General features: G+C 64.0%; 13 protein-coding genes. 12 read left to right on the plus strand and 1 reads right to left on the minus strand.

Features of this window, described 5'->3' with window-relative positions; genetic code table 11:
* Positions 1–518 precede the first annotated feature (518 nt).
* The 12 genes from BM222_RS39070 (at position 519) to BM222_RS39125 (ending at position 13,288) form a co-directional block, all read left to right on the plus strand.
* Positions 519–1,820, plus strand: a complete 1,302-nt coding sequence (locus BM222_RS39070; RefSeq protein WP_092239934.1) for an MFS transporter — start codon at positions 519–521, stop codon at positions 1,818–1,820.
* 261 nt (positions 1,821–2,081) lie between these two features.
* Complete coding sequence (locus tag BM222_RS39075; protein ID WP_092239924.1) at positions 2,082–3,431, plus strand: ABC transporter substrate-binding protein; 1,350 nt, start codon at positions 2,082–2,084, stop codon at positions 3,429–3,431.
* A gap of 83 nt (positions 3,432–3,514) precedes the next feature.
* Positions 3,515–4,399 (plus strand): ABC transporter permease, encoded by an 885-nt coding sequence (locus tag BM222_RS39080; protein WP_092239925.1) that lies wholly within the window; start codon positions 3,515–3,517, stop codon positions 4,397–4,399.
* Positions 4,396–5,286 (plus strand): ABC transporter permease, encoded by an 891-nt coding sequence (locus BM222_RS39085; RefSeq protein WP_092239926.1) that lies wholly within the window; start codon positions 4,396–4,398, stop codon positions 5,284–5,286. Before BM222_RS39080 ends, BM222_RS39085 begins: the two co-directional genes overlap by 4 nt.
* A gap of 18 nt (positions 5,287–5,304) precedes the next feature.
* Complete coding sequence (locus BM222_RS39090) at positions 5,305–6,411, plus strand: ABC transporter ATP-binding protein (protein WP_092239927.1); 1,107 nt, start codon at positions 5,305–5,307, stop codon at positions 6,409–6,411.
* Positions 6,412–6,431: 20 nt separating this feature from the next.
* Positions 6,432–6,923 carry a (2Fe-2S)-binding protein gene (locus BM222_RS39095; protein WP_177243748.1) on the plus strand — a complete coding sequence of 164 codons (492 nt, stop codon included), beginning with the start codon at positions 6,432–6,434 and terminating at the stop codon, positions 6,921–6,923.
* 2 nt (positions 6,924–6,925) lie between these two features.
* Positions 6,926–9,313, plus strand: coding sequence for a xanthine dehydrogenase family protein molybdopterin-binding subunit (locus BM222_RS39100; RefSeq protein WP_092239928.1), 2,388 nt, complete (start codon positions 6,926–6,928; stop codon positions 9,311–9,313).
* Between the two features lie 11 nt (positions 9,314–9,324).
* Entirely contained in the window at positions 9,325–10,122 is a 798-nt protein-coding gene (locus BM222_RS39105) for an FAD binding domain-containing protein (RefSeq protein WP_092239929.1), read from the plus strand.
* Positions 10,123–10,138: 16 nt separating this feature from the next.
* Positions 10,139–11,623, plus strand: coding sequence for an amidase (locus BM222_RS39110; protein ID WP_092239936.1), 1,485 nt, complete (start codon positions 10,139–10,141; stop codon positions 11,621–11,623).
* A gap of 217 nt (positions 11,624–11,840) precedes the next feature.
* Entirely contained in the window at positions 11,841–12,302 is a 462-nt protein-coding gene (locus tag BM222_RS39115) for an Hsp20 family protein (protein ID WP_092239930.1), read from the plus strand.
* A 74-nt stretch (positions 12,303–12,376) separates the two neighbouring features.
* Positions 12,377–12,868 carry an Hsp20/alpha crystallin family protein gene (locus tag BM222_RS39120; protein WP_092239931.1) on the plus strand — a complete coding sequence of 164 codons (492 nt, stop codon included), beginning with the start codon at positions 12,377–12,379 and terminating at the stop codon, positions 12,866–12,868.
* 84 nt (positions 12,869–12,952) lie between these two features.
* The gene (locus tag BM222_RS39125; protein ID WP_092239932.1) at positions 12,953–13,288 is read left to right on the plus strand and encodes a hypothetical protein; all 336 of its coding nucleotides are present in this window, start codon (positions 12,953–12,955) and stop codon (positions 13,286–13,288) included.
* Between the two features lie 272 nt (positions 13,289–13,560).
* On the opposite strand, the gene BM222_RS39130 is transcribed toward BM222_RS39125, so the two are convergent.
* Positions 13,561–14,400 (minus strand): LysR substrate-binding domain-containing protein (locus tag BM222_RS39130; protein ID WP_092239933.1); only part of this gene is annotated, 840 nt, incomplete at its 5' end.

Raw genomic sequence — 14,400 nt, forward strand, 5'->3', positions numbered from 1 at the left:
TCTCGAGCCTGCCCGCCGCAAGCGGAATGTTGGTGCAGTCGTGACCCTCGCGACGACCGAATGTGAGTTTGATCTGGCATGCAAACCAGATTGCCAAAACCGGCTCGACCCTTGGATCGCAAACCGAAAGGAGCTTCCGCCGCTACGCCCGACCACACCAGCCTGATGGCGTGCTCGGTCAAGTCAAGGTCAAGCCGCTGCGCGGCGGCCCTCCGGGCCGACCTTGACGTGACCTGCGCGCGCCATCTTCACACTTCCACGGTCGGGACGAAGAGCTGGCCTGCAATCGAACAAAGAGCTGATCAAACACCTTGACACGCAAACTCCCCATGTGAGCAATCCAGGCTGCCTCGGCGGAGAAAGTATGGATTTGCTACGCTGCCTCGCGATGACTTGTGTGGCTCGCAGCGTCGCGAAAAACGCGGCAACGTATGCTCGGGCGGACGTAATGCCTCCGCAGGTTGCAACCACACCCGCGATTGGCCATGATGCCCTAAGGAATCGTGGGGCGGATGGCAATGACGGCAGTAGCGGGAGTCTCCGGCGCGACGGAGCGATCGACGACGGCCCATGTGGTGTGGGCGAGCGCGCTCGGCACCGCGATCGAGTGGTACGACTTTCTGATCTATGGCACGGCCGCCGCACTCGTGCTCAACAAGCTGTTCTTCCCGAGCTTCGATCCGTTCGTCGGCACGCTCGCGGCATTCTCGACCTACGCGGTCGGCTTCGTGGCGCGGCCGATCGGCGGTGCCATCATCGGGCACTATGGCGACCGGCTTGGCCGCAAGACAATGCTGGTCGCGACCATGATCGCCATGGGGCTCGGCACGTTCCTGATCGGCTGCCTGCCGACCTACAGCCAGATCGGCGTGTGGGCGCCGATCCTGCTCGTCGTGCTGCGCTTTGTCCAGGGCATCGGTCTCGGCGGCGAATGGAGCGGCGCTGTGGTCATGGTGGCCGAGCACGCCGGCAGCAGGCGCGGCTTTTACGGCAGCCTGGTGCAAATAGGCTTTCCGGTTGGCGTTGCCGCTTCCACCGGCATCTTCGGCCTGATGACGCAATTGCCCGAAGCGGATTTTCTGAGCTGGGGCTGGCGCGTGCCGTTCCTGATCAGCATTGTGCTGGTCGGCATCGGCTTCATCGTACGTCTCAAGCTCGCGGAGACGCCGCACTTCAAGAAGGTCGTCGAACGCAAGGAAGTCTTGGCGCAGCCGGTCTGGGACGTGCTGCGCCGCGACTGGCGCAGCTTCCTGCTCGCGATCGGCATCACGGTGTCGGAAGTCGGGCTAGCGTATCTCCTCACCGTTTTCGTCGTGGTCTATGCCACGGCAACGCTCGGCTTGCCGCGCCAGGTGATCCTGAATGCTGTCGTCTACGCCGCGATCGTCGAGTTCGCGACGCTGCCGCTGGCCGGCTGGCTATCGGATATCTTCGGCCGCAAGGCGCTGTATCTCGCTGGCGGGGTGTTCTCGGTGGCGCTGGCGTTTCCGCTGTTCTGGTTCCTCGATACCAAGGAGCCGGTGCTGATCACGTTCGCACTCGTCGTCACCATGACCCTGACACACGCATTGCTGTTCGGACCGAAAGCCGCGTTCATGCCGGAGCTGTTCCGCACGCAAGTGCGCTACAGCGGCGCCTCGCTCGGTGCCAATGTCGCAGCCGCACTGAGCGGCGGCTTCTCGCCGTTGATCGCAACCGCGCTGCTCGCCTGGGCCGGCACTTACTGGCCGGTGTCGCTCTACATCATCGCGTTGTCGATCATCACCATCATCGCGACGCTGATGACGCCGGAGACGGCGCGCGAGACGCTCAAGTCCTGACAGACTCGTCGTCAGCTCTGCTGTGTGAACGGGCGCGCGAGGCCCATTACCGCGCCTTCTGCGCGGTCTGGCGCCTTCTTATGCGCTTCTTGCCAAAAGCAAATGCAGCGAGCCGATCCATTAGGCGCGTTTATGCGGCGAATTTTTACTTCCAATTTTACTTCGCAAAATCTCAGCCATAGCCTCACGCGCAACTGATCACGTCTGCAGCCGGTCAATGGCGATCGGTGCGAGCGTTCACCGTAGCCAACGAGGGTTGCCATGTCTGACGAGACGAAGGGGAATTTCACGTCCGATCCGGCGGGAACGGCGGCGAAGCCCGCGAAAAAGCTGAGCCGGCGCACGCTGTTGAAGGGGGCGGCCGCGGTTGCGGGCGCGGCCGCAGGATCGGATGCAATCCGCGGATTCCCGACCATCTGGGCGCAGGAGATCAAGGACATCGAGTTGCGCCATGTCGGCGTGTCCTATTCGGTGGTGAAGGCGATCGGCGACCAGGCCGCCAAGGATCTCGGCTTCAAGGTGACGATGCAGAACCTCGACACCTCCGCTGCCATCAACCGCTTCATAAGCCAGCCTAATACGGTCGATATCGCCGATCTCGAGGGCTGGCAGGCCAAGCTCGCCACGAAGCGTGCCGTCATCCAGGGCATCGAAGTCAAGAAGATCAAGGAATTCGACAACATCCTGCCGATCTTCACCAAGGGCGAGATCGACGGCCACAAGATCCCGCGCCAGGGAATCTCGCCCTACGAGGCGATGTACATCGCCAAGCCCGACGCGACAGATTTGAACGACGGCGTCACCGAATGGGCGACGTTCCTGCCGCAGGTCTACAACGCCGACTCCATCGGTTATCGCCCCGACCTCGTCGGCCACGAAGTGACCGAATGGAAGGATCTGATCGATCCCAAGTTCAAGGGCAAGGCCGCGATCCTCGACGTGCCCGCGATCGGCATCATGGATGCCGCGCTCTGCTTCGAAAGTGCCGGGCTGATCAAGTACGGCAACAAGGGCAACATGACCAAGGAGGAGATCGACTTCACCTGCAACAAGCTGATCGAGCTGAAGAAGCAGGGCCAGTTCCGCGCGACCTGGACCACCTTCGACCAGTCGGTGCAACTGATGGCTGCGGGCGAAGTGGTGATCCAGTCGATGTGGTCGCCCGCGGTCGCTGCCGTCCGCGTCAAGGAGATTCCCTGCGTCTACGCGCCTGTTAACGTCAAGGACGGCAAGGAAGGCTATCGCGGCTGGTGCAACGGCATGGGCCTGATGAAGCATCTCTCCGGCAAGAAGCTGGACGCGGCTTACGAATATCTCAACTGGTATCTCTCAGGCTGGCAGGGCGGCTTCGTCGCGCGTTACGGCTATTACAGCCCGGTGCCTTCGACCGCGAAGAAATTCCTCACCCCGGCCGAATGGGCGTTCTGGTACGAGGGCCAGCCCTCGCCTGAGGTCGTCAACGATCCCTACGGCGTTGCGATGGAGAAGGCCGGCACCAAGCGCGACGGCGGCTCGTTCCTCGATCGCGTCAAGAACATCTCGTGCTGGAACACGCTGATGGACGAGGCGGCGTACATGAACAAGCGCTGGAACGACTTCAAGGTGGCCTGAGACCTGCATTCCCTGACGTCAACGAGGCACCGGCGCCGTCACGCGCCGGTGCTGATAAGCCCGACTTCGAGGCCATTGCTGATATGCAGCCGAGTCCAAGCCTGATTCCATCACGCTCCAATCTCGCCGGCTGGCTCTATGTTTCGCCGCTGGTCCTGGTGCTCGTGCCGTTCTTCGTGGCGCCGATCCTGGTCGTGCTGGCTGCGAGCTTCTTCGCCACCGACGGCTTTGGCGGGCTGACCCCGGGCTTTACGCTGGCAAGCTATGTCGAAGTGTTGCATTCGGCGCTGACGTTGAAGCTGTATCTGGCGACGATCAAGTTCACCGCGCTGACTTGGGTCTTGACGCTGATCATCGGCTTCTTCGTCGCCTATTTCCTCGTCTTCCACGTTCGAAACCAGCTCTTGGCGATCGGTCTTTTCCTGCTCTGCACCGTTCCGTTCTGGACCTCGAACATCATCCGGATGATTTCCTGGATCCCGTTGCTCGGCAAGGAGGGCCTGATCAACCAGGCGCTGCTGGCGATGGGGGTGATCCATCAGCCGCTCGAGGTGTTGCTGTTCTCCGATCTCGCCGTCGTCATCGCCTATGTTCACCAGCTCACGATCTTCATGATCGTGCCGATCTTCAATTCCATGGCGCGGATCGACAAGAAGCTGATCGAAGCCGCGATCGATGCCGGCGCCAGCCGGTTCGACATCATGCGCCTGATCGTGGTCCCGATGTCCAAGAGCGGTATCGCGCTCGGCACCATCTTCGTGGTCTCGATCGTGATGGGCGACTTCTTCGTGGTCAAGGTGATGTCCGGCGGCGGCTCGGCCTCGGTCGTCAGCGCGTTCTACGAGGACGTCGGCGTGCTGCAATATCCGACCGCGGCCGCAAGCGCCGTGCTGCTGACGCTGGTCCTGGTTGCGATCGTCTCGGTGATCCTGCGCACCGTCGACATCAGGCAGGAGATCGCGCGATGAGCGCTGTCCTTGCCGAGATGCCCGAAACGGCCACACCCGCAACGACCAAGGCGATCGCGCCCAGCAAGGGCGGCCGGCCCTGGACGTTCTACGTGCTGGCGACGCTGTTCGCCTTCTACGTCATCGCGCTCTACGGCCCGATGTTCTGCATCTACGTCCTGTCGTTCCAGGACATCCGCGGCGGCCTGGTGTTTCCGATGAAAGGCTATTCGCTGCACTGGTTCGTTGATCTCTTCACCCAAGTGCGGACCGGCGACGTCAAGGGCTCGTTCGATCGCTCGATCAAGCTCGCCGTCATCGTCACCATCATCACCGTGGTGGTGTCGTTCCTTGCCGGGCTCGGCTTCCGCAGGCGCTTTCGCGGGGACACTTTTGTCTTCTACATGATGATCGGCAGCCTGGTGGCGCCCGGGCTCGTGCTCGGTCTCGGCACCGGTCTTCTGTTCCAGGCGTTCGGTCTGAACGCAAGCTGGTACACCTCGGCGCTCGGGGCGCAGCTGTCCTGGACACTGCCGTTCGGCGTGCTCGTGATGTTCGCGGTGATGTCGCGCTTCAACCATGCCTGGGAGGAGGCGGCCTACGATCTCGGCGCCAGTCGCTGGCAGTCGATCCGGTTGGTGATGATCCCCGTGCTGGCGCCCGGCCTCGTCGCGGTCGCCTTGTTCGGCTTCACGCTGTCCTACGACGAGTTCGCGCGCAGCCTTCAGACCGCGGGCTCGCTGAACACGCTGCCGCTGGAAATCTGGAGCATGACGCTGAACGTCACCTCGCCCTCGCTCTATGCGCTCGGCACGGTGACCACCGTCGTCTCCTTCGTCGTCATCGGCGCAAGCCTCGGCAGCATCGTGTTGATCCAGAAGAAACGCGGCAGCCGGGCCAAAGGTTGAGCAAGGGTTGAGACGGGAATGAAGAGCGATCGCGGCGATATCGAACTTGCAGGCGTCTGCAAGAGCTTTGACGGCATCACCAATGTGGTCGACGGCGTCAATCTCAGGATCGCAGATGGCGCCTATTGCTGCTTCATCGGCCCGTCCGGCTGCGGCAAGACCACCATCCTGCGCATGATCGCCGGTCACGAGGATCCGACCTCAGGCGAAATCGTCATCGGAGGCCAGAATGTCGTCGGGCTTGCGCCCGTGCAGCGCCGCACCGCGATGATGTTCCAGTCCTACGCGCTATTCCCGCATCTGACGGTGCGCGAAAACATCGCCTTTGCATTGCGCGTCCGCGGTCAGTCGAAGGCCGATCGCCTGCGGGCGGCCGACGCCATGATCGACAAGGTGCGGCTGACGCAGTTCGCCGACCGCCTGCCGGCCCAGCTCTCCGGCGGCCAGCAGCAGCGCGTTGCGCTGGCGCGGGCGGCGATCACCGAACCCAGGGTGCTGCTGCTCGACGAGCCGCTGTCGGCGCTCGACGAGCAGCTTCGCGTGCAGATGCGCCAGGAGCTCCGGCGCATGCAGCAGGAGCTCGGCATCACCTTCATCCATGTCACCCACACCCAGCTCGAGGCGATCGCGCTCGCCGATCTCGTGGTGGTGATGGAGCAGGGCAAGATCAAGCAGGCGGGCGCGGCGCGCGATGTCTATGCCCATCCGCACGATCGTTACGTCGCCGAGTTCATGGGCGGGCAGAACGTGCTGTCCGGTCGGGTCGAGAAGGTCAACGGTGCGAGCTTCACCCTGTCGCAGGCGGCACCTGACGGCATCGAGGTGCCGCTGCAGGCGCGCGCGACCGTCAGCATCGGCGACATCGTCGATATCGCGGTGCGGCGCGACGACGTTGCTCTGGTACGGCCGGGCAGGGACCTACCGCCAGGTTGCACCACGTCGCTGCCGAGCCGCGTGCTCGCGATCGAGTACCAGGGCTATTTCGTCAAGGTGATGCTCGACACCGTGCCCGACGACGAGTTCGTGGCCTACGTGCCCGAAAAAACCTTCTTCGCAGATCCGTTCACCGTCGGCGATGTCGTGATGGCCACATGGGCCACCGGCAGCGCGTTGCCTCTCGCCTGAAGACCCCCGCGCACAGGAGCATGACCGTGCAGATATCCTTCACACTCAACGGCCGGCCCACCACTGTCGATGTCGAACCGGCAACGCTGGTCGCCGAGCTGCTGCGGGAGCAGCTCAATCTCACCGGCACCCATATCGGCTGCGACACCAGCCAGTGCGGTGCCTGCGTGGTCCATCTCGACGGCCTGCCGGTGAAGAGCTGCACGTTGCTGGCGCCCACGCTCGAGGGAGCGACGCTGCTCACCATCGAAGGTCTGGAAGGCGCGCCCGGCTCGAACCGGATGCATCCGATGCAGGAGGCGTTTCGCGAGCATCATGGCCTGCAATGTGGCTTCTGCACGCCCGGCATGCTGATGACCGCGGTCGCGCTCGCGACCGAGAAGAAGGATTTGACCGAGGCCGATGTCCGTCACGGCCTCGAAGGCAATATCTGCCGCTGCACCGGCTACCAGAACATCGTCGTTTCGGTCATGGCCGGCGCTGCTGCCATGAACGCCGCCAAGGGAGAATGACCATGGGCAATGTGATCGGAATCGGCGCCGCACCGAAGCGGAAAGAAGACCAGCGTTTCCTCACCGGCCGCGGCAATTACGTCTCGGACATCAAACGTCCCGGCATGACCGCAGGTGTGTTCGTGCGCTCGCCGCACGGACACGCGATACTGCGCGGCATCGACAAGGCTGCAGCGCTGGCGTCGCCTGGCGTGATCGCGGTCCTCACCGGCGATGACGTCAAGGCCGACGGCCTCGGCTCACTGCCCTGCGGCTGGGGCATTTCGGATGCCAAGGGCGTGCCGATGAAGGAACCGCCGTTCCCGATGCTGGCGCAAGGCAAGGTGCGCTTCGTCGGCGATATGGTGGCTTTTGTCGTCGCGGAGACGCCGGAGCAGGCAAACGCGGGCGCTGAGCTGCTGAACATCGACTACGAGGTGCTGCCCTCCGTGATTGGGGTGCTCGAAGCGGTCAGGCCGAATGCGCCGCAGCTGTTCGACGATGTCCCGGACAACATCTGCTGCGACTGGGAGCTCGGCGACAAGGCTGCGGTGGAGTCCGCGTTTCGCAGGGCCGCCCATGTCGCCAGGCTCAGCCTCGTCAACAACCGCCTGATCGGCAACCCCATGGAGCCGCGCGCGGCGATCGCGGAATACGAGCCTGGCACCGATCGCTTCACGCTGTGGACCACCAGCCAATTCCCACACGTGGTGCGCTTCCTGATGGGCGCGCTCGTGCTGAACATCCCGCAGCACAAGCTGCGTGTGGTTGCCCCCGATGTTGGTGGCGGGTTCGGCGTCAAGCAGTTCCACTACGGCGAAGAGGCCGTGATCACCTGGGCGGCCAAGCGCGTGAAGCGACCGGTGAAGTGGGTCGCCAGCCGCTCCGAGGGCTACGTCTCCGATCGCCACGGCCGCGATCACGTCACCGAGGCCGAGCTGGCGCTGGATGAAAACGGCCGGTTCCTGGCCTTCCGCGTCAACACGCTGGCCAACATGGGCGGCTATCTCTCGACCTTCGGGCCGAACATTCCGACCAATCTCTACGGTCCACTGCTCGGCGGCGTCTACACCACGCCCGCGATCTATTGCAATGTGAAGGTGGTCTTCACCAACACCGTGCCTGTCGACGCTTATCGCGGCGCGGGCCGCCCCGAAGCGACCTTCGTGCTGGAGCGCATCGTCGATGTCGCAGCCGCCGAGATGGGTATCGACCGCGTCGAGATCCGCCGCCGCAACATGATTCCGAAGGAAGCCTATCCCTATCAGACTCCGGTGCTGGTGCAGTATGATTCCGGTGATCCCATGGGCTGCCTCGACGGCGCGCTTGAAGCCGCCGACGTCAAGGGCTTTGGCGTGCGCAAGGCGGCATCCGCCGGCAAGGGAAAATTCCGCGGGCTCGGCTATTCCACCTATGTCGAGGCCTGCGGCCTCGCGCCTTCGCGCTTCGCGGGACGGCTCGGCGCACGCGGCGGCCTCTATGAGAGCGCCACGGTGCGCGTGCATCCGACCGGCCAGGTGACGGTCATGATCGGCACGCACAATCACGGCCAGGGCCATGAGACGACCTTTGCCCAGATCGTGTCGGACAAGCTCGGCGTCGCCTTCGAGAATGTCGACATCGTGTTCGGCGATACCGATCGCGTGCAGTTCGGCATGGGCACCTATGGCTCGCGTTCCCTCGTGGTCGGTGGTGCCGCGCTGTCGAAGGCGACCGACAAGGTGATCGCCAAGGGCAAGAAGATCGCCTCGCATCTGCTCGAGGCAGCCGAAGCGGATATCCAGTTCGAGAGCGGCAAATTTTCGGTTGCCGGCACCGACCGTATGAAGACGTTCGAGGAGATCGCGGGCGCGGCCTATGTGCCGCACGATTATCCGCTCGAGGTGCTGGAGCCGGGCCTGGAGGAGCAGGCCTATTACGATCCTGTCAACTTCACCTATCCCGGCGGCTGCCACATCGCCGAGGTCGAGGTCGATCCGGAGACGGGCACGGTGACGCTGGTCAATTACACCGCGGTCGACGATGTCGGCACTGTCATCAATCCGATGATCGTCGAGGGGCAGTTGCACGGAGGTATCGTGCAGGGCGTCGGCCAGGCCCTATTCGAAAACGCGGTCTATGACGAAGGCTCCGGTCAGCTCTTGTCGGGCTCGCTGATGGACTATTGCGTGCCGCGCGCCGACCATATGCCGATGATGAAGGTTGCGACGCACGCGACGCTCTGCACCCACACGCCGATGGGCGTGAAGGGCTGCGGAGAGGTCGGGACCATCGGCTCGCCCGCCGCTGTGATCAACGCGGTGGTCGATGCGCTGTCGCATCTCGGCGTCACCCATGTCGACATGCCCGCGACGCCGAACCGGATCTGGCGCTTGCTGCAAAATGCGTCGCTGCCGGTCGCCGCGGAATAGGGAGGACAACAATGAAGCCATGTGCCTATCATCAGCCGGTCCAAATTCCAGATGCGGCCAAGCTGTTGACCTCGATCGAGGACAGCAAGCTCCTCGCTGGCGGCATGACGCTGATCCCGACGCTCAAGCAGCGGCTGGCCAATCCGCCTGCGCTGGTCGATCTGTCGAGGCTCGGATCCCTCAAGGGCATCTCCGGCGACGGTGCGACCATCACCATCGGCGCGATGACGCCGCATGCGGTGGTTGCAGCCTCGAAACTGGTGCAGGCGAAAATCCCCGGGCTCGCGGCATTGGCCTCGATGATCGGTGATCCCGCCGTGCGCAGCCGCGGCACCATCGGCGGCTCAGTCGCCAACAACGATCCGGCCGCGGATTATCCCGCCGGCGTGCTCGGTCTCGGCGCCACCATCATCACCAGCATGCGTGAGATCGCGGCGGACGAGTTCTTCCTCGGCTTGTTCGAGACCGCGCTGGAAGCTGGCGAGATCATCACCGCGATCCGTTTTCCAGTGCCGCTCAGGGCGGGCTACGCAAAGTTCAAGGCGCCGGCCTCGCGCTATGCACTGGTCGGCGTGTTCGTCGCGAAGTTCGCCGATGGTGTCCGCGTCGCCGTCACGGGTGCGGGGCCGGGTGTGTTCCGTGTGCCCCCGATGGAAGCGGCGCTGTCGCTAAATTTCGATCCATCCGCGATCGCGGCGATCAAGATCGACACCGATGGTCTCACCTCCGACATCCATGCCGAAGCCGATTACCGGGCGCATCTCGTCACTGTCATGGCCAAGCGCGCCGGCGACGCGGCGCTCGTCTAGTTCTTTAGGGTTGATGATGACTGATGGTTCCGGCCGAACGGCCCTGCCGCCGGCGCCGACTGGCCTTGGCGCGCTTTCCGCAACGGAGATCATGGCCGGCTACCGGCGCAAGGCATTCACGCCACGCGATGTCGTTGACGACACGATCGCTGCGCTGGAGGCGACGAACGAGACCTGCAACGTGGTGGTGACGCCCATGTACGAGCAGGCGCGAGCGGAGGCCGATCGGCTCACGAAGAAAATGCACGCGGGGGAAGACCAGGGACTGCTCGCCGGCGTCCCTGTCACCATCAAGGACCTCATCTTCGTCGCGGGCGTGCCGGCCTATGCCGGCTCGCCGATGAACGCAGGCTTTGTTCCTGAAGCCGATGCCGCGGTGGTGTCGGCGCTGAAGGCGGCAGGCGCGATCATCACCTGCAAGACCACCACTTGCGAGTCCGGGTACAAGTTGACGGCCGACAGCCCGGTCACCGGCATCACGCGCAATCCCTGGAATCCTGGTCGCACCAGTGGTGGATCGAGCGGCGGCGCGGCGGCGGGCGTCGCTGCCGGCTGTGGCCCGATCGCAATCGGCACCGACGGCGTCGGCTCGATCCGTGTGCCGTCCTCGTTTTGCGGTGTGTTTGGCCTGAAGCCGACTTTCGGCCTCGTGCCACGCTCGCCCGGCTTCTCGCCGCCGTCCTGGGCCTCGCTCGCGCATACCGGGCCGATGACTCGGACCGTTGCCGATGCCGCGCTGACGCTGGAGATCATCGCTGCTTACGACGTTCGCGATGCCGCGAGCCTTCACCTGTCCGCGCGCCGCTTCGATACGGTTGCAGGGCGCCTGGATGGTATTCGCATCGGTGCCAGCGCCGATCTCGGCTATGCCGCCGTCAGCCCCGACGTGTGCGCGGCCTTTGGCAAGGCGCTCGCCATTCTCGATTCGTGCGGCGCGCAAGTCACCATGGATGGGCCGGGTCTCGATCCTGATATCCTCGAGCATACGTTGAAGCCGATCGCATTTACCGAGCAGGCGGCCGCAGTCTCGACCAAGACGCCGGCCGATCTCGCGGACTCCGAACCGCACTATCGCGATGTCGTCAGCGCCGGCCGGCGCTACAGCGGTACGGATTACATCGAAGCGAGCTATCGCCGCGGCCAGGTGCGTGGTGCCTTCATCAAGCTCTTCGAACGCGTCGATGTGCTGGTGACGCCGACAGTTGCCGTGACCGCGTTCGAGGCCGGCAAGATCGGCGTCGACACCATCGACGGCAGCAAGGTCGATCCGCATCTCGGCTGGTCACCGTTCACCTGGCCGATCAATCTCGCCGGGCTTCCAGCCGCGACACTGCCCTGCGGCTTCGATCGCGACGGGATGCCGATCGGGCTTCAGATCATCGCGCCCTGGCTCGACGAGCCCACGATATTTCGGATCGCGGCCGCGTTCGAGCAGGCGCAGCCCTGGGCGAAGCTGTGCCCCTCAGTGGCCCTGAGCGGGCGAGGGCGGTCAAAGGCGTAGGGGTCTGGAACCGGCGGCCGCATGCCGGCAGGATTGGAAAAATTTTTGAGGTGCCCTCTTGAAATCGAAAGCGGTTTTTATACGTCGTTTTTCGCCGCGACAGCGGTGTGCCGGGCGCCGGATCGGGCCCGGCGCGGGCGCCGGATCGGTCGTCGGACCCGTCTGATACCTGTCTTGCGCTCCTTCGTATCCATCTTGCTCTTTGGAGGACTTGGTTATGAGGACCAGTTTCGACTTCGCGCCCCTGTGGCGCTCCACCATCGGCTTCGATCACCTGGCCGACCTCGTCGACAGCACGCTGCGCCAGGCGAACGAGGACAACTATCCCCCCTACAACATCGAGCGTTCCGGTGAAGACCATTACCGGATCAGCCTTGCCGTGGCAGGTTTCGGTCCCAGCGATATCAACGTGACGGCCGAGCAGAACGCGCTCACCATCGAGGGCCGCAAGCCCGAGACGGCTGCGCGCGAATACCTGTACCAGGGCATCGCCGCGCGCCCGTTCCGGCGCGTGTTCAACCTCGCCGACTATGTCCAGGTGAAGCAGGCCTCGTTCCAGGACGGGCTCCTGATCATCGACCTCGTCCGGGAGGTTCCGGAAGCCATGAAGCCGCGACGGATTCCGATCGCGGGCGGCACTCCTGCGGCATCGCAGATCGAGCAGAAGAAAGCAGCCTAAGCGCTCGATCGGTTCAGTGGCGGAACGCGGCGTGCGGTTGCGCGCCGCGCTCCCGATGCATCAAGGAGAGAACAATGGCTTTTCGTGATCTCATTCCCTGGTCGAAAAACCAGGAGCTCGCGCCGACGCGCGACAATTTCGACCCCTTCCTAACGCTTCACCGCGAGATGAATCGCCTGTTCGAGGACGTTTTCCGCGGCTTCGGCGGGACCAGCCTGTCGCCGCTGATGGAAGGCCGTTTCGGCTGGCCCAAGGTCGAGCTCAGCGACACCGACAAGACATTGACGGTGTCGGCCGAGCTTCCCGGCCTTAACGAGAAGGACGTCCAGGTGGAGATCGCCAACGGCGTCCTGACCGTTCGCGGCGAGAAGAAGGCGGAGCGCAACGGCGATGGCCGGTACTTCACCGAGCGTTATTATGGCGCGTTCGAACGGCAGATCCCGCTGGACGGCGTCGAGGAGGACAAGGCAGAGGCTTCGTTCAAGGACGGCGTCCTGACCGTATCGCTGCCGAAGTCCGAGAAGGCGCGCGAAGGCGTCAAGCGCATCCCGATCAACACGCATTAGCGTCAACCCCGACGGCGGCGATTGACGCCGCCGTCCCCGTCAACAAACCCTCCATTTGAAAGGAGTATGAGGGAGGCACCACCGATGACCAATGTGAATGCCAATTCCGGCGATCTCAATCCGCTGTTTCATCCCGCAGCCCATTACGATTCGCCTGCTGAGGTCCTGAATGCGCAGGAGCTCTCCACGCCGGAGAAGCGAATCATCCTGTCGTCCTGGGCGTCCGACATGTACACTGTCGAATCCTGTCCCGCCTTGCGCGAAATCCCCGGCATGAACCACGCGCTCCGGCTCGTCGATATCCTGGCCGCCCTGCGCAAGCTCGGCGGTGACAACGACAATGACGACCCGCCGCGCGGCGGCGGCGTACCGATGCGGCTGCGGCGGCCACGGGCCGCCGCAGAGGGGCAAAGCACATGATGCTCACGCAGGCTATTCTCGGGCTCGTGCTGCTCGGTCAGGCCTCGGCGGTCTGCGTCGTTCCGTTTCTCGCTCTGCAAGGTCTCATCACTGCGCCACGGGCCGAGATCTGAGGCCAGAGTTTCCGGTTTCGAGCCTTGGCAAATTGGCAGGTGACAAGGATGCGTGCTGTGTGCGTCTGCTCTTGCTGGCGATGCTGGTGCTGACCAAGCGGTCGGAATTGGGTGTCAAGAGCTTTGCGAGCGCTGACGAGCATCACTCGATCACAGGAGTTACGACAGCTCGATCGGCGTGCCGCGGCCGCTGAGCTCGTCGTCGAGGCGCAGATAGTGCGCGAGATAGTCGTGCAGCGCGGTCGCGGCCTTCGAGGTGGCGCCGTTGGATTTGTACAGCAGCAGCTCGATCTTCGGCAGCGGGGGCAACCCTTCGTTCGGCCCGATCTCGCGCATCGCCGGCACCAGGGCGCTGCGGCCGAGCACGGTGACGGCCATGCCGGCGAAGGCCGCGGCTTGCAGTCCGCCGACGCTTTCGCTGACGCAGGCGACGCGCCAGCGCAGGTTTGCGCGTTCCAGCGTATCGATGGCGTAGTCCCGATAGATGTTGCCCGGCGGCAGCAGCGCAAGCGGGATCGGTCGCTCCTGATGCGCCGTGGACTGCTCGCCCGTCATCCACACCAGCTGCTCGCGCCTCACCACCTGGCCGCCGGTGAAATCGTTCATGCGGGTGACGAGCGCGATGTCGACATCGCCGCGCTTGACGAGGCCGACGAGCGGCGTTGACAGCGCACAGTTGAGCTCGACCTGAACGCGCGGGAACGATTTCCGGAACACGCTGAGGATCTGCGGCAACATGAACGCCGCGTAGAGGTCGGGAGTGCCGAGCACGACCTGACCCTCGATCTCCTGCGAAGCCAGCTGCGAGATCAGCTCGTCATGCAACCTCAGGATAGACTTGGCGTAGGTGAGGACGACAGTGCCGTCATCGGTCAGCGTCAGCCTGCGGCCGGCATGCTCGAACAATTGCTTGCCGGTGAGCTCCTCCAGTCGCTGCAATTGCAGCGTGATCGCCGGCTGGGTGCGGCCCAGCCGTCGCGCGGTCTCGGTGATGCTGCC

This window comes from Bradyrhizobium sp. Gha, assembly GCF_900113735.1.
GTDB lineage: Bacteria > Pseudomonadota > Alphaproteobacteria > Rhizobiales > Xanthobacteraceae > Bradyrhizobium.

Excerpts from the sequence above, each read along its gene's own strand:
- BM222_RS39125 (WP_092239932.1), top strand. The coding sequence starts at position 12,953 with ATGACCAATGTGAATGCCAATTCCGGCGATCTCAATCCGCTGTTTCAT.
- BM222_RS39085 (WP_092239926.1), top strand. The coding sequence starts at position 4,396 with ATGAGCGCTGTCCTTGCCGAGATGCCCGAAACGGCCACACCCGCAACG.
- BM222_RS39095 (WP_177243748.1), top strand. The coding sequence starts at position 6,432 with ATGACCGTGCAGATATCCTTCACACTCAACGGCCGGCCCACCACTGTC.
- BM222_RS39110 (WP_092239936.1), top strand. The coding sequence starts at position 10,139 with ATGACTGATGGTTCCGGCCGAACGGCCCTGCCGCCGGCGCCGACTGGC.
- BM222_RS39100 (WP_092239928.1), top strand. The coding sequence starts at position 6,926 with ATGGGCAATGTGATCGGAATCGGCGCCGCACCGAAGCGGAAAGAAGAC.
- BM222_RS39115 (WP_092239930.1), top strand. The coding sequence starts at position 11,841 with ATGAGGACCAGTTTCGACTTCGCGCCCCTGTGGCGCTCCACCATCGGC.
- BM222_RS39075 (WP_092239924.1), top strand. The coding sequence starts at position 2,082 with ATGTCTGACGAGACGAAGGGGAATTTCACGTCCGATCCGGCGGGAACG.
- BM222_RS39090 (WP_092239927.1), top strand. The coding sequence starts at position 5,305 with ATGAAGAGCGATCGCGGCGATATCGAACTTGCAGGCGTCTGCAAGAGC.
- BM222_RS39080 (WP_092239925.1), top strand. The coding sequence starts at position 3,515 with ATGCAGCCGAGTCCAAGCCTGATTCCATCACGCTCCAATCTCGCCGGC.
- BM222_RS39070 (WP_092239934.1), top strand. The coding sequence starts at position 519 with ATGACGGCAGTAGCGGGAGTCTCCGGCGCGACGGAGCGATCGACGACG.
- BM222_RS39120 (WP_092239931.1), top strand. The coding sequence starts at position 12,377 with ATGGCTTTTCGTGATCTCATTCCCTGGTCGAAAAACCAGGAGCTCGCG.
- BM222_RS39105 (WP_092239929.1), top strand. The coding sequence starts at position 9,325 with ATGAAGCCATGTGCCTATCATCAGCCGGTCCAAATTCCAGATGCGGCC.